Genomic DNA, 18,778 nt, shown 5'->3' with positions numbered 1-18,778 from the left:
GTCACCTAGCAAGTACATAGACGGCCCGTTTGACGCCCGCTAGCCATACATGTATAAGCCGCTGGGAATCGAAGAATACTATGGCTACAACTCCAATTCCCTCTATATTGAACAATACAACTGAGTCATCCAGTCGTAACTATCTCTTCAAGGAAAGCGAGGCATCTAGAAATTATGAAAGCAACTGGGATCGTTCGTCGAATTGACGATTTAGGAAGAGTGGTTATCCCTAAGGAAATTCGCCGCACACTACGGATAAGAGAAGGGGATCCGCTGGAAATTTTCGTTGACCGCGACGGGGAAGTCATCTTGAAGAAATATTCCCCGATCGGCGAATTGGGCGATTTTGCCAAGGAGTATGCGGAATCGTTGTACGAAAGCACCAATCATACTACGATGATCTCGGATCGCGATACCATCATTGCAGTGGCCGGGGCGTCCAAGAAGGATTACTTGGAAAAGCAGATCGGTTCCCTGGTGGAATCATGCATGGAAAATCGGAAGAGCGCAATGGAAAGCAATTCAGGCCAATATGAAGTCATCAAAGATGTGAGCGAAACGTATTCGTCCTATGTAGTTGCGCCGATTGTTGCCGGAGGCGATCCGATCGGATCGGTCGTACTGTTCAATAAGGATGAAAATGTCAAAATGGGCCAAATGGAAATGAAGATGGCGGAAACGGCCGCCGGGTTTTTAGCCAAGCAGATGGAGCAATAATCGGGAGAGCTCAGAGAAGCTGAAAAGGGGGTCGAGGGCTCCCTTTTTTGTGTGCGCCTGATCCGTACGTACAAAAAGAAAAGAGAGCGCAACGCTCTCCCTCTTTCCCTCTTGTATGAAAACGATTATTTTTTCAAAATGATGTTTTCCAGGTCATTCAGCATCAAGTTGGCGGCAATAATGCTGCCGGAGGAGTTCCATATATCGTCATTCACTTTAAACGCCTTGCCGTTCTTCACCGCGTTCAAGTTTTTCCACAATGGTTCGTTCGTCCATTCCTGCTCGCCCTGGCTCGATTCCTTCTTCTCGTTATCCCATACATAATAGAACAATATATCGCCATCCATGTCCGGAATCCGTTCCTTGTTCACGTCGTCGGCGAATTTGTCCTGATTTTGCGCCGGAGGGCGCGGAAATCCGAGTTTTTGCAGCATGAACCCGGCGAACGTATCCTTGTAGTAAATCCTCGTTTTACTCGGAATAAACCGGACAAGGGATACCTTCATGTTCAAGCTCTCGCCCGCCTTTACCTTGAAATCTGCAATTCGTTGGTCGAGCTTGGCAAGCAGCTGGTCGCCCTCGTTCTTTTTGTTCAATGCTTCGGCGTACAGCTTGAAGTTTTTTTGCCAGTCGGCATTGATCCGTTCGGAAAATACAGTGGGCGCAATGGCGGACAGCTGGGCGTACACCTTCTCCTGGCGCAGCTTGTTGCCGATGATCAAATCCGGCTTCAGCTGGGCGATTGCCTCCAGATTCGGCTGATTTTCGTCGCCGACAACCTGGACGCCGTCCAAATCTTTTTTCAGATGGTCATAAAACGGGCTGCCGGACCATGATTTGACCGCCCCGACCGGCTTGATGCCAAGCGACAGCAGCGCCTCGGTGCCTCATTCGTCAAGATGACGACTCGGGCAGGATTGCCGGCAATTTTCGTTTCACCCATCGCATGTTTGACGGTATAAGCTTGCGCCGCGGCTTTCGGCTCTGCCGGCTGCGAGGTACCGCCACCCGCGGCGCCCCTCCTGACCGGTCGTTCGGCTGCAGCCCGCCAGGAGAAAGCTGACGGTTAGAACGCCGGTAAGAATAAACGCCGAACGCTTTTTCATTCGGCGGTATGTATGGAATAACAACATGAATCGCTCCTTTTTTCAGTTGAATTGCACAACCTTGACAAAGGCGCTCGTTGCCGAAGGCAATAATTGATAATGATTATCATTATTATCCAAGGATAAACAGCTTCGTTGTACGGATAATTACCTTGTCTGTCAATACGGAATTTGAAGCAGTCCTGCGGGGAAAATGACGCGTTCCTGGCGGCATTCTTTTTTTGCCAAATTGGATGGTATATAATAGATGGATTGCAGCGGTGCCGTGAGAACGGCCGAAGGCAACGGACAAGTTTGGTAGGCGAAGGGGAAGCGGGGATGAAAGAAAAAGCGCAGGCTCAGGGCCGAGAGGCGCGGCAAACGGGAGCGGTGCTGCTGCGGGGCGCAGCCGTGCTGGGAGCAGCGGCAGTGCTGTCCAAGCTGATCGGTACCATGCAAAAAATTCCGCTGCAAAACGTCGCGGGCGACGAAGTCTTCGGTATCTATAATGCGGTCTATCCGCTTTATATTTTAATTTTATTTTTGGCTACGGCCGGCTTTCCGATCGTCGTGTCCAAGTTCGTATCGGAGCATGCGTCAGCGGGCCGTTACGAGGAAGGGCGGCGCGTGCTTAAAGTATCGGCGGCGGTGCTGGTCGTCTCAGGCTTTCTGTTTTTTTTATTCCTGTACTTCGGTTCCGGCTGGCTGGCGGACCTGATGGGGGCGACGCAGACCGGCATGGCCATTCGCAGCGTCTCGTTCGCGCTGCTGCTGGTCCCGGTAATGTCCGCGCTGCGCGGCTATTATCAAGGCTATCAGAACATGATTCCGACAGCCGTTTCGCAGGTGTTCGAACAGACGGTCAGGGTGGTGACGATGTTCGCCCTGCTGCTGTTTTTCGTCCATTACGGCTACGGAGCGGACTGGATCGCCGCCGGCGCGACATTTGGCTCGGTCATGGGAGCTGTCGCCGGACTGCTCGTCATGCTTTATTACGACCGGAGAGAACGGCTTCGCCGTAAGGCAGGCCAGACTCGAGCGGAACGGGAGGACCTTTACGGGGGCACTGCCGCCGGACCCCGTCCCGCCGTAGATGCGGCGGATGCGAAGACACAAGAAGCGCCTTATGAGAGGGAAACGACAGGCAGCCTCGTGCGCCGCCTTCTGCTGTATGCGCTGCCGATTTGTCTCGGCACGATTGCGCTGCCGATTCTGACCATGGTCGATTCATTCACCGTACCGCGGCTGTTGATGCGTTACGGACTTGACGAAAGCGGAGCGCTGTATCAATTCGGCTTGTATAATCACGGGCTCCCTCTTGTGCAGCTGGTGGCGATGATCGCCTCCTCGATGTCGGCCGCGCTAGTCCCTGCCATAGCGGAGGCCAAGTACAAGGGGGATGCCGCGCTGCTGCTCGGCCGTACCGTGATGTCGCTGCGGATCACGTGGCTGATCGGATTGGCCGCCTCGGTCGGATTGTCCGTGCTGGCCGAACCGATCAACATGATGCTGTTCAAGAGCGCGGAAGGATCGATGTCGATGGCGATCCTCGCATATACCGCGCTGTTCAGCACGCTGAACATTATCGCGGGCAGCATTTTGCAGGGCTTCGGCGCCGTGGCGGCGCCGGCGCTCTACCTGCTCGCCGCGGCGGCGGTCAAAGTCGCGGCGAACGCCGCCCTCGTGCCCCGCTGGGGCATCGATGGCGCCGCAGCCGCGGCGGTGGCCGCCTATGCGCTCGCGGGCGGTCTCGCGCTCGCCCACGCGCTGCGCGCGACGGGCGTCACGCCGGCGGTCGGCCGCGCGGTCATCAAACCGCTGCTGTGCATCGGCTTGATGACCGCGGCCCTGCTCGCCGTGACGCACGGCCTGCCCGCGCTGCTGGGCGCGCTCCGGCTGAGCCTGCCCCCGCGGGGCTTGGCGGCCGCGGTCGCGCTCGCAGGCGTAGCCGTAGGCGCGCTCGTCTACGCGCTCGCGCTGCTGAAGCTCGGCGTTGTAACCTCCGCCGAGCTGGCGCACATTCCGCAGCTGCGGGGCAAGCCGCTCGCGCTGCTGCGCAGGACAAGGCTGCTGCGGTAATATGCGGCGCTCCCCCTGCCGCTCGGCGAAGCGTGAGCGAGCGGTATCGGCAATACATTTCAGTTATCCTTATAAGGAGGCGAATGCCATGCAACCGCAAATTATCGTCGTCGGTCTAGGCTCCGGCGATCCCGATCAGCTGACGCTCGGCGTCTGGAAGCAGCTTCAGGCGGCGGACAAGCTGTGCCTGCGCACCGACCGGCATCCGATGGTCGCTATGCTTCAAGCGAACGGAATCGGATATGAATCGTTCGATGCACTGTACGAGCGCCACGACTCGTTTGAGGAGGTTTATGAAGCGATCGCCGGCGATCTGCTGGCTGCGGCCAAAGCCTCGTCCGCGCCCGTCGTATACGCGGTGCCCGGCCATCCGATGGTGGCCGAAAAGACGGTACAGCTGCTTCGCGACCGCTGCCCGCAGGAGGGCGTGGCGCTGCAGCTGCTGGGCGGGGAAAGCTTCCTGGACCAGGCGTTTCTGCGCCTCGGGTTCGATCCGATCGAAGGCTTCCAGCTGCTGAACGGAACCGATCTGTCCGTACACAGCTTGAACCCGCAGCTGCATACAGTCATCGGCCAGGTGTACGACACGTTTACCGCCTCCGACGTCAAGCTGACGCTGATGGAGCTGTATCCGGACGATCTGGAGGTCGTTGTCGGACATGCATTAGGCGTAGCGGACGAGGAGCGGATTCACCGCATCCCGCTGTACGAGCTCGACCATCTCCAGGATTACGGCAATTTATCGCTTGTATGGGTGCCCCGTTCCGACGAGGACCGGCTGCGCAACCGGACGTTCGCCCGACTTCACGAAATTGTCGCCATTTTGCGCAGTCCGGAGGGCTGCCCTTGGGACCGCGAACAAACCCATCAGTCCTTGCGCAAAAACTTGATTGAGGAAGCATACGAGGTGCTGGAAACGTTCGACGAAGCGGATCCCGAGCATATGGCCGAAGAGCTGGGCGATTTGATGCTGCAAATTATGCTGCACTCGCAAATCGAGGCCGAAGAAGGCGGGTTTACCGTGCTTGATGTGATCGGCGCTTTAAATGAGAAGCTGATCCGCCGCCATCCTCATGTTTTCGGAGACATGCAGGCGGAGGATGCGGAGGACGCCTTGCAAAACTGGCAGCAGATCAAGCAGGAGGAGAAACGCCAAAAGGGCGTCGATCCTGCGGAGCTGTCCGTACTGAGCGGCGTGCCGCGCGAGCTGCCCGGCTTAATGAAGGCATACAAGCTGCAGAAAAAAGCGGCCGCCGTCGGCTTCGATTGGACACGGCTGGAGGAAGTGCTGGAGGTTGTCGAATCGGAGCTGGCGGAAGTGAGGGAAGCGATCGCCGAACAGTCGTTTAAGGAGCAGCAGGAGGAGTTGGGCGATCTGCTGTTTGCCGTCGTTAATTTGGCCCGTTTTTTGAAGATTGAACCGGAAGAAGCGATGGCTGGAGCGAATCGCAAATTTTTTGAGCGATTCGGTTATATTGAGCGCCAATTGCGTTTAAAGGGCAAAAATTTTGACCAAACTGATCTACAAGAGATGGAGTCTTTGTGGCAGGAAGCAAAAAAAGTTTTAAGAATCGACATGAACTAGCAGGAATTTCCTGACTAACAAAGAATACATAACACAGTGTTATTTTTGAGGAGGAAAAGTATCCATGAACAAAACAGACCTGATCAACAACATTTCTGAAAAAAGCGGTATGACGAAAAAGGACGTTGAAACCGTTCTTAACAACTTTCTGGGCGAAGTAACCGACGCGCTGTCGTCTGGCGACAAAGTACAATTAATCGGCTTTGGCACATTCGAAATTCGCAAGCGCTCCGGGCGCACGGGCCGCAACCCGCAAACGGGCAAAGAAATTGCCATTCCTGAGTCCAAAGTTCCGGCTTTCAAAGCAGGTAACAAGCTTAAAGAAGCGGTAAAATAATGCGCCTTGATAAGTTTCTCAAGGTTTCCCGGTTAATCAAGCGGCGTACGGTCGCCAAAGACGTGTCCGATCAAGGACGCGTCTGGATTAACGGGAGAGATGCGAAACCGAGCAGCGCCGTCAAAATCGGCGACGAGTTGAAAATTCAATTCGGGCAAAAGAGCGTGACGGTGCGTGTGGAACTGCTTTCCGAGTCGCCCCGCAAGGAAGACGCGGCAAAGATGTACACCCTGCTGAAAGAAGAAATGCACAAAACCGAATTATGGCAAAGCCAGGGAGACTGATTCGTTCAGTCTCTTTTTTTGCTGGTTCTAATCTTGGACATCCCTCCATATTTTTAAGTAAACAAGCTTTGTTCGGGGTTACCCAAGCCTTCAACAAGCTGCCGGGAGGGATCGTACCATGGCAATCGAGCCGGGAAAAGTGAAGCGACAAGAAATCAAGATGCTCAACCGCAAACTGCTCGAAGTGTCCGGCGTCATGAACGTGGAGAGTTTCGACAGTGAAGAGTTTCTACTGGAAACCGAATGCGGATTTCTCATGATCAAAGGGCAGAACCTGCACATCAAAAACTTGAGTCTGGAGCAAGGGTTGGTGGCGATTGAAGGATTGGTGAACGAGCTGGCCTATGTTGATACCAATTCCCAAGGCAAATCCAAGGGATTGTGGGGCAAGATCTTTAAGTGACGCTGCAGACGCAGTTCGTAACGATGGGCATGATGCTGTTGGGGGGACTATCGTTAGGCGGTATGTTTGATTTGTACCGGGTGCTTGCAAGCCAGCTGAAGGCACCGAGGTATGCCTACTACCTGTTGGATCTCGCATTTTGGCTCATCGGAACGCTGCTCGTATTCAAGCTCTTGTACATGAGCAATCTGGGACAAGTGCGGATGTATGTATTCATTGCTGTTTTGGCCGGTGTGGCCGTATATTTCGCCTTGTTCAGCCGGATGGTCATTGGGTTCGTTTTATTTTTGATCCGTATGGTCCGCGCGTTGATCCGCATCGTGAAGCGGACGATCGAAATTTTTATCATTACGCCGGCTGTATGGTTGTATCGGGCGGTAATCCTATTTTTAGGATTTTTGTGGGCCATAGCTATTTTCCTTTATAAAATTATGTTACAATTGCTTTATCCTGTGTGGAGACTGTTAAAGTGGCTTTCCATGCCGCTGATTCGGAAAATAAACGTCCCTGTATGGGTAAAACAATTAGGCCAGACGATTTCGTCGTTGATTCGGCGGCTATTCGGCCGGACGTAGGAGGATTTTGCAGTTATGAGTTCTGCCTCCAAGGCAAGCAGCAGTGCGAAGCCTTCCAACAAAGGCTCATACCGGAGACGCCGGTTGGTGATGATTGTTTTAGGCTGTTTTTTGAGCTGGGCGGGAGTCACCCTGTGGAATCAAATCGGTAAAATCAATGATCGTGGCGAGAAAGTAGCCGCGTTGGAAGAGAAGCTGAATGAGGCGAAGCTGATCAACGAGAATACGAAGCGCGAAGTCGTCCGATTGAACGATCCCGAATACGTGGAGCAAAAAATCCGTAAGGAGCTGCACTATATCAAGCAGGGGGAAATCCTGTTTTATGTACCCAAGGAACAAAAGAAGTAGGGCGCGACAGCGCTATCAAAGCTTTTGTTGACCATATTGTAGCTGTACGTTATAATCGGCATGTCAGGGTTTTCGTTAACTATTTAAGGGAGGAACATTTTACTTTATGGCAATTGAAGTGGGCAGCAAGCTGGAAGGAAAGGTTACGGGCATTACTCACTTTGGGGCGTTTGTGGAGCTACCTGAGGGCGGTACGGGCCTAGTGCATATCTCAGAGATAGCAGATAACTATGTTAAGGATGTCAACGACCATCTGAAGTTGAATGACATGGTTACCGTCAAAGTGATTAATGTGGATAAGGACGGCAAAATCGGTCTATCAATCAAGCAAGCGGTTGATAAGCCGGTGGAAGCGAAGCCCGCTCGTTTTGAAAGACAAGGTGGCGGACCTGGCGGACCTGGAGCTGGCGGCGGTTTTGGCGGCGGAAGAAGCGAAACCGGTCGTGGCGGATTCGGCGGCGGCGGACGCGGTGGAGACCGCGGGGGTCGTGGAGGCAAGCCTCCTGCTGGCAAATTGACATTCGAAGATAAAGTATCGCGTTTTCTGAAAGACAGCGAAGAACGCATCTCGTCCCTGAAGAAGAACACCGAGGGGAAACGTGGAGGCCGAGGCGCCAGACGCGATTAACCATAGCATATTTCAGCCGTATGAACGGGGAATCGTTCGTACGGCTTTTTAGTTATACGTGCCTTCACCGAGCATTGTCCGATCAGCTTGACAAAACGGATGAGGCATTATATACTCATGCTTGTTGTGGCGGCGTAGCTCAGCTGGCTAGAGCGTACGGTTCATACCCGTAAGGTCGGGGGTTCGATCCCCTCTGCCGCTATTGCAAGTCACGAAAGGCACCCTGCCGAGAACGTTGATTCCGGCGGGGTGTTTTTTTTGGATTGAGAGCAGGCACATCGTAATCAGAGAATATCGGCGTTTCTGACGGTTTTTCTTTTAAATCAGGCAGACTTTTGGAACTCTTTCCCTAAGCTTGTCGTCGCGCTGAAGCCGGTTTCGGTGCTTTTGTCGTAACCTTATGGGGAATAGGCTGAATCGACAGCATCTAACGGCAATAGAGCATGCATAGCGTTCCGGTGAGGCGAACGTTCGTTTCAAAATAAATTTTATTTTAAATTGTAAACGTTTACAAAAATGTCTGCCGCTTACTGCGGCGTGGGCTGCGGGCTCGTCCTGTTTTTTGTCGGAAAAAACTTTTGGCTCGCCAACTCATTGTGACAAACTTTTATGGGGCACTGCCGCTATACTAGGAACCACTAATAGCTTATGGGTGGTGTTCATAAAATATGCTAAAAAAATTAGGCTTAACCAATGCAGGGCTTACATGGAACCGGTGGACGCAGCAGGCCAAGCAAAAAACGGCCGGCATCGTGTTGGACAATCGGCTCGTTCAATCGTTCGTCATCAAGAAATGGTCCATCCTGTTATTATTGATGTCATTTTTACTGGGCAGGGCGATGATCCTCGACCAATTGGCGCCTTTCGCCGTCGCTTTTTTTGCCGTTATCTATTTTTTGCGGCGGGAGCTGGTGCTCCTGTCGGGGCTGCTTCTGATCGCAGGGAGCCTGTTTTCGGCCGAGCCGATGCATACCGGTTATATGGCTGCGCAAATTCTCGTTTTTGCGCTCATTCAGAAAGGTGTGGAGCGCTTTGAACGATCCGATATTTCTTATGCTCCTGTCATCGTCTTTGTATCCGTCTTTTTCGTGCAGCTGTTCGCCTGTCTTGTCACTACGGAGCTGAGCTGGTATACGTTTATGCTGACGAGCGTCGAGGCGCTGCTCAGCTTGATATTAACGCATATTTTTTTACAGGCGATTCCTGTATTTACATTGACCCGCAAAAACTACAGCCTGAAAAATGAGGAAGTGATCTGCCTCATTATTTTGCTCGCCTCCGTCATGACAGGGACGGTCGGCTGGCTGACGGGTCCTGTTACAGTGGAGCACGTGCTCTCCCGCTATTTGATTCTGCTGTTCGCGTTGGTTGGCGGAGCGCCACTGGGTGCTTCGGTTGGCGTCATTACCGGCTTGATTTTAAGCCTTGCCAACTCCAACGCCATATACCAGATGAGTCTGTTGGCGTTTGCCGGGATGCTCGCCGGCTTATTGAAGGAGGGCAACCGGCTGGCCGTTGCCATGGGAATGCTGCTGGGCTCGTCCATCCTTTCCTTCTATATCGGCACCCAGGCGGAAGTTATCCATTCCACATGGGAATCGGCGGTGGCCGTATTGATGTTTCTGCTCACGCCGCGGAGCATGATCGAATCGCTGGCCAAATATGTGCCCGGCACGCAGGAAAATTTGAAGTCGCAGCATGATTACGCCAAGCGGGTGCGGGATCTTACGGCGAGCAGGGTGGAGCAGTTTTCGGAGGTATTCCGTCAGCTTTCCAAAAGCTTCAAACAAATAACGGTCGATGCGCAAACGATGCGCAAGGAGGAGGATGTCGGGCATTTTATGAACTCCGTGGCGGAGCGCACCTGCGCTGCCTGCTGGAAGCGGAATCAATGCTGGGACAACAAGTTTTATCAGACGTACAAGTTTATGACCGATATGATGACGGAGGTGGAGCTCGATCCGGAGATGACCCGCAAGGATATCCCGCCGCAGTGGAAAAAAATATGCGCCAAAACCGATCAGGTGCTCGAGGTGATGAAGCAGCAGTACGGCTTGTACAAAAACGATCAGCATTGGAAAAAACAAATTATCGACAGCCGTCAATTAGTTGCAGACCAGCTGTCCGGCGTGTCGCAGGTCATGGAGGATTTGGCCAAGGAAATTAAACGGGAAGGCCAGGAATTGTTTCTGCAGGAGGAACAAATCCGGGGTGCCTTGGAGGAGCTGGGGCTATCGATCCATAGCATAGATATCATCAGCCTGGATGAAGGCAATGTGGAAATTGAAATTATTCATCAATATACGAAGGGATATGATGAATGCCGCAAAATTATCGCCCCGCTGCTGTCGGACATTATCGGAGAGCATATTGCCGTAAAAAATGAGCAGCTGCTGGAGCGCAAGGAAGGCTACAGCACCGTCGTATTCGGTTCGGCCAAGGAATACGAGATCGAGACCGGCATTGCCGCAGCCGCCAAAGGAGGCGATCTGCTGTCCGGGGACAGCTTCAGCACCGTCGAGCTCGGCAACGGCAAGTTCGCCGTCGCCTTGAGCGACGGCATGGGCAACGGGGAACGGGCGAGGGCCGAGAGCAGCGCCGCTTTGACGATACTGCAGCAGCTGCTGCAGTCGGGTATGGACGAGAGGCTCGCGATCAAGTCGGTCAATTCGGTGCTCATGCTGCGTTCCTCCGACGAGATGTATGCGACGGTCGATGTCGCGATCATTGATTTGTACAGCGCGCATACGACGTTTTTGAAGATCGGCTCGACCCCGAGCTTCATTAAACGCGGCAGCGAGGTGTTTCCGATTACCGCGAACAATTTGCCTGTCGGTATTGTCGACGATATAGAGGTCGATTTGGTCAGTATGCCGCTGCTTCCGGGCGATATTTTGATCATGATGACCGACGGCATCTACGATGCGCCGGGACATGCGGTCAATAAAGAAATGTGGATGAAGCGGACGCTTTCGGAAATTGAGACCGAAACGCCGCAGGAATTTGCCGATATATTACTGGAGCGGGTTGTACGCTATCACCACGGAGAAATTTATGACGACATGACGGTCGTGGTGGCGCGTATTGAAAAATATAAGCCGGAATGGGCAACCTTCAGTTGGCCTGGCATGCAGCGAATCGAGCGGCCCAAGACCGTAAGCTGACAACATGAGCCACAAACCGGATGACTCTTGCCAGGATACAACATCGGGTCCTGTTTATATAAGGGTGGCGGCAGAAGGCGGCAGCCTCGCAGCGTAAAGCAATTGGATAAAGGGATTGTTCAAGGAGCTCCGCAGACTCCTTGGACAATCCCTTTACCTATGCAGCAAGAGCGCCCGGGAGAAAACGTTCGAAACCTGCCGCGGCAAAACATTTTCCAAGTTTAGGAAACCTATGAAATGGAAAAACTAGTAGGAACGATAGGCGAGCGCAAACGAGACGGACAAACCGCATCAGTCGGAGCATACACCCCGGCCAAGGCTGATGAATGCCAATGCCGGCGGCACGCATTCGGCGCGGCTTCCAAGCCGGTTTGCTTGAGTGAGCCTCAGCACAGGAGGGTACAAACGATGAAACAAATTATACTCATCACCGACGGTTGCTCCAATGTAGGGATTAGCCCGGTCATTGCGGCCGCCCAAGCGAAGGCGGAAGGAATCGTGGTGAATGTCATAGGCTTGCTGGATTCCGGATTTTCGGCCGAGCACGGAGCGGAGGAAATTAACGAAATCGCCGGCGCGGGCGGTGGAATGAGCCGGATTGTTACGACGGACCAGCTATCCCAGACGGTTCAAATGATGACGCGAAAGACAGTTACGCAATCGATCCAGCAGGTGATCGGGAAGGAACTGCAGCAAATATTGGGAGATTCCCGCATCGAGAGCTTGCCGCCGGACAAACGTTCCGAGGTCGTGCAGGTCATGGATGATTTGACCGAAACCACCGATCTGCGCATCGCTTTGCTGATTGATACGAGTGCCAGCATGAAGCCTAAACTGCAGGCCGTCAAAGAAGCGATTTACGATTTGCAGCTTAGTCTGCAGGCGCGGGCAGGCGTCAGCAAGACGGCCGTGTTTCATTTTCCCGGTTCGACGCTGCCGCAGCTGGATGTGGAGATGGATTTGGATTGGACAACAAATCTTGCAAATCTAAACCGTTTGTTTTATAAATTAAACATGAAGGGTACGACCCCTACGGGTCCTGCGCTGATAAAAGTCATCGAATTTATGACCGGCGGCATTTCTGACGATATAAGGAATGAAGAGAATGAAGCGGATAATCAGGGGCATGCGCCGGGACGCACGCGGAAGGGCAAGGATGGGATGCTGAGTGACTACGTCGTTTGAGCAGGAGCTGCAGCCGGGTTCTGTCATTATCGGAAAGTGGAATAAATCGCAGTACCGCGTCGAACGATTGCTGGGCGCCGGGGCGAACGGCAAGGTGTATCTCGTGAAGCGGGGGCAGCTCAGCTATGCGATGAAAATCGGCTTCGACGCCGCAGATCATCAATCGGAGATCAACGCCCTGAAAGTGCTGTCCAGGTCGGACACCTCGTTTCGCAACTATTTGCTGGATGTCGACGACTTCCGTCTCGGCGGCGTCGATTATCCGTATTATATTATGCGCTACATTAAAGGCCAGTCGATGACCGACTTCATTTGGCGAAACGGGCGCGATTGGGTGCATCTGATCGGGCTCAACATGCTGCGCAAGCTGGTCGAGCTGCATGCGCAGTCCTATATTTTCGGCGATATTAAGGTGCAAAATATGCTGGTTTCCGGCTACGGCGACGTGGAATTGATCGACTTCGGCGGGGTCACGGCGAAAGGACGCTCCGTTAAGCAGTTTACGGAGGTATACGACCGCGGCTACTGGGGCGCGGGCTCGCGCACGGCGGACGAGGCTTACGACTTGTTCGCTTTCGCCGTTTTGATCATCAGCAGCATGGAATCCGAGCAGCGGCTGAAAGGGCTCGACAAGCTGCTGCCGCAAAACCGCAGCGTCGAGCTGCTTCTCGGCATGCTGCAATCGAACACGGCGCTTCGCCCCGTCGCGCCGCTGCTGCGCAAAGCGCTGCTCGGGCAGTATGCGACATCCCGGCAGGCATTGGCCGAATGGCGTAGGCAAGGCTATAAGAAGCCGGCGCTTGCATCGTCGAAGAAAGGGCTGGCCGGCTGGTTGAAATTGTGCTTCGCCCTCTCCCTGCTTATGTTCGGAGTGACGTTATATTTGGTTTATTGGCCGTCTTGAAACAGGCCGCATCGGGTGGCATACGGATCAGCCCCTGTTGTTTGCAATCGGGCAGGAGCTTGACGGGAGACGGTTGTCGAAAGGAATGGAAGTATGGATTTCGTATCCGGTGTAGAGAAGGAAATCAGAACAGAGCGCCTTTTCGAGCAAGGGGACAGTATCGTGGTGGCGGTATCGGGGGGGCCGGATTCCGTCGCTTTGCTGCATGTCCTTTTTACATTGTCCAAGTCATGGAACTGGCGGCTGATCGTGGCACATATGGATCACCGGTTTCGCGGCGAGGAATCGGAGCGGGAAGCCGCATTCGTGGCGGCATGGGCTGCCGAGCTCGGTCTGCCGTGCGAGGTGACGCGGATAGACGTGCCGCAGTACATCCGGGAGACCGGCAAGAACGCGCAAAGCGCGGCGAGGGAACTGCGTTACCGGTTTTTGCATGATACCGCTGCGAAGTTCGGGGCCAAGCGGATCGCTCTGGCGCATCATGCCGACGATCAGGCGGAAACGCTGTTGATGCGCTTCCTTCGCGGGACAGGGCCGGCCGGGCTGGCAGGGATTCCCAGGCGCCGATTTGAAAATGAAATGGAACTTGTGCGCCCTTTGCTTCGTATATATAAATCAGAAATCGTTGCCTACTGCCGCGACCGGCATTTGAACTATTGCGTAGACAGCAGCAATCTGGACAGCAGCAAGTATGTCCGCAACGAAATCAGGCTTGAGCTGATGCCGGCGCTTCAAGACCGGTACAATGAACAGCTGCCGCAGGCGCTCAATCGCTTGTCCGAAATGATGGCGGCCGAGCACGATTATATGGAATCGCAGATCAAACCGTTATTCGAGCGGCATGTAGTCAAAGAAAGCGATTGCGCCAGGTGGTCAAGAAAATGGTTTTCCGGGTTACATGTTGCTTTACAAAGGCGATTGATTAAACTAATATTAAATTATCTTGCTCTTGAGGCCGATTCCATCGATTTCCTGAAGCTGGAGCAGGTTAGGGAAGCGATTGTGAAGGACGGCGTCTCCAACCTGACCTTGAATATTGGTGCAAACGTCATTTTAACTACGGAATATGATTCGGTTCGTCTTCATAATTATGTGGTACCGCCTATCCCGTTTTTATATACGCTCGAGCCGCAAGCGGGCAGTTTGCGCATAAATGAAACAGGCGCCCGGCTCGAATGCGCACTGTTTGACCGGGACGCATTCGATCTGTCGGCGGGGGATCGCGATCGCGCTTTTGCCGCATGGTTCGATGCCGGCCAGCTTCAACTCCCTTTGCAGGTTCGCAGCCGCAGGGACGGCGACCGGATGAGCGTGTTCGGATTAAACGGCTCGAAAAAAGTAAAGGATATGTTTATTGACGCCAAAATTCCGCCCAGCTTGCGTGGCAGCATGCCCGTCATAACGGACGGTCAAGGCCGCATCGTGTGGCTGCCGGGGGTCAGAAGATCGTCCCTGGCGCCGGTGACCGACGAAACCCGATTAATCTTGTATATGAAGCTTTACATGCGGGATTACGATCCTTTTGCATGTCAAGAATCGTATAAATAATTATACAATTTCATCCCAGTAGGAGGTTCTCTCTTGCAAAACGACATTCAAGAAATACTTTACAGCGAGCAAGATATTCAGGACAAAGTAAAGGAGATGGGCCAGCTACTAAGCCAGGATTTCGAAGGACGCAACCCGTTGGTTATTTGTGTGCTGAAGGGAGCGTTTATTTTTATGGCGGATTTGGTTAAACAAATTACTGTACCTCTGGAAATTGATTTTATGGCGGTTTCGAGCTACGGGCAGTCGACCAAATCGTCAGGCGTCGTAAAAATTATTAAGGATTTGGATGTATCCGTGGAAGGCCGGCATGTTCTAATTGTTGAAGATATTATCGACAGCGGACTTACATTGAGCTATTTAATCGATGTTTTGGAACGGCGGAACGCGCTGTCCATTACCGTTGCCGCATTATTTGATAAACCCGCGCGTAGAAGTGTCGATTTGGATGCAGACTATAAAGGGTTCGTCATCCCGGATGCATTCGTCGTCGGCTACGGTTTGGATTACGGAGAAAAGTACCGGAATTTGCCGTATGTGGGCATTTTAAAACCAGATGTGTACTCCCATTAGCATTTCTTGTGATGCCAAGACGTGCTGTGGTACAATATACAAAGTTGCCGTTTTTGAGAGGAGGTAGGGGATGAATCGAATTATTCGCAATACAGGATTTTATTTGCTTATTTTTTTGGTCACTGTCGGTATCGTTCACTTTATCAGCACGCAAAATGATCAGAAAGACGCGATTACCTACGATAAGCTCCGACAGGCCTTAATAGAAAAAAATGTGGAATCGGTCAATGTGAAGTTTGACGGATATACATACTTGGTTCGCGGTAAATACAAAAATCCGCCGACGCCGGACAAGAAAAATTTTGAGACCCGCGCGCCGTTCGACCAAGAAACTATCCAATTGATCGAAAAAGGCGAAGTTCCGACCTTTACCGTTGAAAAGATGGAAGGGGATAATGTCTGGATCAGCTTCCTTACCTCCATTATTCCGTTTGTTATTATTTTCATCCTGTTCTTCTTCCTGTTAAATCAGGCGCAGGGTGGCGGCGGAAAAGTAATGAATTTCGGCAAGAGCCGCGCGAGATTGTATAATGAAGAGAAGAAGCGCGTAACCTTTGAAGATGTGGCGGGGGCCGATGAAGAGAAGCAGGAGCTTGTTGAAGTCGTCGAGTTTTTGAAGGATCCTCGGAAGTTTGCCGCCGTAGGCGCGAGAATCCCTAAAGGGGTGCTTTTGAACGGGCCTCCGGGAACCGGTAAAACATTGCTTGCCCGTGCGGTCGCCGGAGAAGCGGGAGTACCGTTCTTCAGCATAAGCGGTTCCGACTTCGTGGAAATGTTCGTCGGTGTCGGTGCATCCCGTGTGCGCGACTTGTTTGAGAATGCGAAGAAAAATGCGCCATGTATCATCTTTATAGACGAGATTGACGCCGTAGGACGTCAGCGCGGCGCCGGCTTGGGCGGCGGCCATGACGAGCGTGAGCAGACGCTGAACCAGCTTCTCGTGGAGATGGACGGTTTTGGTGCCAACGAAGGGATCATCATCGTAGCCGCGACGAACCGTCCGGATATTTTGGACCCTGCCTTATTGCGTCCAGGCCGTTTCGACCGGCAAATTACGGTCGACCGTCCGGATGTGAAAGGCCGCGAAGCGGTATTGAAGGTGCATTCCCGCAACAAGCCGCTTAATAAAGACGTGAAGCTGGAAGCATTGGCACGTTATACAACAGGCTTTACCGGCGCCGATCTGGAAAACCTGTTGAACGAGGCGGCGCTCATTGCCGCGAGACGCAACCGTAAAGATATTTCGATGGAAGAGTTGGACGAAGCGTTTGACCGTGTCATTGTGGGTACGCAGAAGAAGAGCCGGGTGATCAGCGATCGCGAGAAGCGGATGGTCGCTTTCCATGAGGCGGGGCATACGATTGTCGGCTATTATGTTCCGAATGCCGAAATGGTGCATAAGGTGACGATTATTCCGAGAGGACGCGCCGGCGGTTATGTGATGATGCTGCCGAAAGAAGGCGAAGACCGGATGATGAACACCAAGACCGAGCTGCTGGATAAGGTAACCGGTCTGCTTGCGGGCCGTGTGTCCGAGGAAATGTTCATCGGCGAGGTTGGGACGGGCGCTTACAGCGACTTCCAGCGTGCGACGGGCATCGTCCGTAAGATGATTATGGAATACGGAATGAGCGACAAGCTCGGGCCGATGCAGTTCGGTAATGTGCAGGGCCAAGTATTCCTTGGCCGCGATTTGGGGCATGAGCAGAACTATAGCGATGCGATTGCGTATGAAATCGACCAGGAAATGCAAACCATCATCCGTTCCTGTTATGCGAAAGCGACGGAAACGTTGGAGAAATATGCGGATGAGGTTCGCCTCATTGCCGAAACGCTGATTGTAAAAGAGACGTTGGAGAAAGACCAAATCAAGCAGCTGATCGAGACCGGCAAGCTGGATGATGACAGCAGCAAGGATGTGAAAGTGAACATCCAGGGCCAGCAAGCGACAGCGGAAACCAACAAGCTCGATTTCGTCAAGCCGATCGATGCCAGCGACGACGAGAAGAAAGAATCTTAATTCAATTGTTATAACAGAGCCGGAGGCGCCTAGAGCCCTCCGGTTTATTAGTTTTCAGCGGAAGCCCTCCCTAAAGCAATCGGAATAAGCTTGGGAGAAGCTGCTTCACTGTCTGATTAAAAAATGTTGCGCGGCAGATGTGATTCATCGGATCATGGAGAGACGCTCGAGTAATGTAAAGATTCGGTTAACAAGCGATATTAGAAGAAACCGGAATGGAGCAGGAAGTACGACGATTCAGAAGGCGCAGGCAAAGCATTTTTCGGCTAATTTGTAGGTATTTAAGCATTGACACCACCTCCGATGTTGTGTAAATTAGGTGTAAATCTTTAAACATTATGTGAACATTTTCACGAACTATAAAGGGGTACAGGACGAAAGGACGGTGTGGGGATGGAAGCTTTAGCCTTAGAGCGCAAAGAGGAACAGAAGCGCGAGCTGAAGGAACGAATCGCTCAATTGAAGAAAGAACGCAATGCCATTATTCTTGCTCATTATTACCAGCGTGACGAAATACAGGAGGTTGCTGATTTTCGCGGCGATTCCTTTTTGTTGGCGCAAAAAGCGGCATCCACCGATGCGGACGTAATCGTGTTTTGCGGCGTGCATTTTATGGGTGAAAGCGCTAAAATTTTGGCTCCGAACAAGACGGTGCTCATACCGGACGAACGCGCCGGCTGTCCGATGGCCGACATGGTAAATGTGGAAGGGCTGCGCGCTTTAAAAAAACAGCATCCGAATGCGAAGGTGGTTGCTTATATTAATACATCGGCCGATGTGAAATCGGAGACGGATATTTGCTGTACGTCCGCCAACGCGATTAAAGTCATCGAATCGGTCGATTCCGATGAAATCATTTGGGTGCCGGATAAAAACCTCGGCGATTACGTATCCAAATTCACGGACAAAAAAGTGATTATTTGGGAAGGCTACTGCAACACTCACGACATGCTGACCGTCAAAGATGTTGAAGAGATGAAAGCCCAGTATCCAAACGCTCAATTCGTCGTCCATCCGGAATGCCGTCCCGAAGTCGTCAAGCTTGGCGATTTCGTAGGCAGCACGACGGCGATTATCAAATATTGCAAAGAATCCGAACATCAGGAGTTTATCGTGGGTACGGAGGACGGAACCGGATTCCAGCTGCGGATGGACAGTCCGGATAAAACGTTCCATTTCGCAACTAAATATTTGGTTTGCCCGAATATGAAAGTCAACAACTTGAAAAAGGTTGTACGTTGTCTCGAAACGATGCAGCCGCAAATCTATGTGCCGCAGCAAGTTGCTGATCAAGCCAGAGCATCCCTGGAGCGCATGCTACAAGTGAAGTAGCATGCGCTACT

18 protein-coding genes and 1 tRNA gene are annotated in these 18,778 nt (G+C 52.6%); 17 read left to right on the top strand and 2 right to left on the bottom strand.

The genetic code is table 11. From position 1 onward, the window contains the following. The first annotated feature begins 174 nt into the window (after positions 1-174). Entirely contained in the window at positions 175-717 is a 543-nt protein-coding gene (gene spoVT, locus E1757_RS32155) for a stage V sporulation protein T (protein ID WP_133235994.1), read from the top strand. 125 nt (positions 718-842) lie between these two features. On the opposite strand, the gene E1757_RS32150 is transcribed toward spoVT, so the two are convergent. Together E1757_RS32150 and E1757_RS36155 are read right to left on the bottom strand one after the other, a co-directional pair. Next, positions 843-1,511 (bottom strand): ABC transporter substrate-binding protein, encoded by a 669-nt coding sequence (locus E1757_RS32150; RefSeq protein WP_246079684.1) that lies wholly within the window; start codon positions 1,509-1,511, stop codon positions 843-845. A gap of 141 nt (positions 1,512-1,652) precedes the next feature. Further along, entirely contained in the window at positions 1,653-1,850 is a 198-nt protein-coding gene (locus tag E1757_RS36155) for a hypothetical protein (RefSeq protein WP_181956721.1), read from the bottom strand. Between the two features lie 291 nt (positions 1,851-2,141). On the opposite strand from E1757_RS36155, the gene E1757_RS32145 reads away from it, so the two are divergent. The 16 genes from E1757_RS32145 (at position 2,142) to nadA (ending at position 18,767) form a co-directional block, all read left to right on the top strand. Beyond that, positions 2,142-3,881: a putative polysaccharide biosynthesis protein gene (locus E1757_RS32145; RefSeq protein WP_133235992.1), complete on the top strand. Its 1,740-nt coding sequence runs from the start codon at positions 2,142-2,144 to the stop codon at positions 3,879-3,881. Between the two features lie 88 nt (positions 3,882-3,969). After that, positions 3,970-5,466: a bifunctional methyltransferase/pyrophosphohydrolase YabN gene (yabN, locus tag E1757_RS32140; protein WP_133235990.1), complete on the top strand. Its 1,497-nt coding sequence runs from the start codon at positions 3,970-3,972 to the stop codon at positions 5,464-5,466. 64 nt (positions 5,467-5,530) lie between these two features. Next, entirely contained in the window at positions 5,531-5,803 is a 273-nt protein-coding gene (locus tag E1757_RS32135) for an HU family DNA-binding protein (RefSeq protein ID WP_133235988.1), read from the top strand. Next, complete coding sequence (locus tag E1757_RS32130; protein WP_133235986.1) at positions 5,803-6,087, top strand: RNA-binding S4 domain-containing protein; 285 nt, start codon at positions 5,803-5,805, stop codon at positions 6,085-6,087. The genes E1757_RS32135 and E1757_RS32130 overlap by 1 nt, the downstream gene beginning before the upstream one ends. A gap of 118 nt (positions 6,088-6,205) precedes the next feature. Next, positions 6,206-6,490, top strand: a complete 285-nt coding sequence (gene yabP, locus E1757_RS32125; protein WP_133235984.1) for a sporulation protein YabP — start codon at positions 6,206-6,208, stop codon at positions 6,488-6,490. After that, entirely contained in the window at positions 6,487-7,065 is a 579-nt protein-coding gene (gene yabQ, locus E1757_RS32120) for a spore cortex biosynthesis protein YabQ (protein WP_133235982.1), read from the top strand. Before yabP ends, yabQ begins: the two co-directional genes overlap by 4 nt. 15 nt (positions 7,066-7,080) lie before the next feature. Further along, on the top strand, positions 7,081-7,413 hold the full coding sequence (locus E1757_RS32115) for an FtsB family cell division protein (RefSeq protein WP_133235980.1): 333 nt from the start codon (positions 7,081-7,083) through the stop codon (positions 7,411-7,413). A 106-nt stretch (positions 7,414-7,519) separates the two neighbouring features. After that, on the top strand, positions 7,520-8,041 hold the full coding sequence (locus E1757_RS32110) for a S1 domain-containing RNA-binding protein (protein WP_133235978.1): 522 nt from the start codon (positions 7,520-7,522) through the stop codon (positions 8,039-8,041). Positions 8,042-8,169: 128 nt separating this feature from the next. Further along, a tRNA-Met gene (locus E1757_RS32105) sits at positions 8,170-8,243 on the top strand. 466 nt (positions 8,244-8,709) lie between these two features. After that, a complete protein-coding gene (gene spoIIE / locus E1757_RS32100; RefSeq protein WP_133235976.1) occupies positions 8,710-11,205 on the top strand; it encodes a stage II sporulation protein E in 2,496 nt (831 codons plus the stop codon). A 408-nt stretch (positions 11,206-11,613) separates the two neighbouring features. After that, positions 11,614-12,390: a vWA domain-containing protein gene (locus E1757_RS32095; RefSeq protein ID WP_246079683.1), complete on the top strand. Its 777-nt coding sequence runs from the start codon at positions 11,614-11,616 to the stop codon at positions 12,388-12,390. After that, positions 12,374-13,294: a protein kinase domain-containing protein gene (locus E1757_RS32090; RefSeq protein WP_133235972.1), complete on the top strand. Its 921-nt coding sequence runs from the start codon at positions 12,374-12,376 to the stop codon at positions 13,292-13,294. The genes E1757_RS32095 and E1757_RS32090 overlap by 17 nt, the downstream gene beginning before the upstream one ends. Before the next feature lie 93 nt (positions 13,295-13,387). Then, a complete protein-coding gene (gene tilS, locus E1757_RS32085; RefSeq protein ID WP_133235970.1) occupies positions 13,388-14,842 on the top strand; it encodes a tRNA lysidine(34) synthetase TilS in 1,455 nt (484 codons plus the stop codon). A 33-nt stretch (positions 14,843-14,875) separates the two neighbouring features. Next, on the top strand, positions 14,876-15,415 hold the full coding sequence (gene hpt / locus E1757_RS32080; protein WP_133235968.1) for a hypoxanthine phosphoribosyltransferase: 540 nt from the start codon (positions 14,876-14,878) through the stop codon (positions 15,413-15,415). Between the two features lie 70 nt (positions 15,416-15,485). Next, a complete protein-coding gene (gene ftsH / locus E1757_RS32075) occupies positions 15,486-17,435 on the top strand; it encodes an ATP-dependent zinc metalloprotease FtsH (protein WP_133235966.1) in 1,950 nt (649 codons plus the stop codon). Between the two features lie 393 nt (positions 17,436-17,828). Then, a complete protein-coding gene (nadA, locus tag E1757_RS32070; protein ID WP_133235964.1) occupies positions 17,829-18,767 on the top strand; it encodes a quinolinate synthase NadA in 939 nt (312 codons plus the stop codon). Positions 18,768-18,778 lie beyond the last annotated feature (11 nt).

Source organism: Paenibacillus piri (assembly GCF_004354045.1).
Lineage (GTDB): Bacteria > Bacillota > Bacilli > Paenibacillales > NBRC-103111 > Paenibacillus_S > Paenibacillus_S piri.
This window is presented reverse-complemented; position numbering and strand designations above follow the sequence as displayed.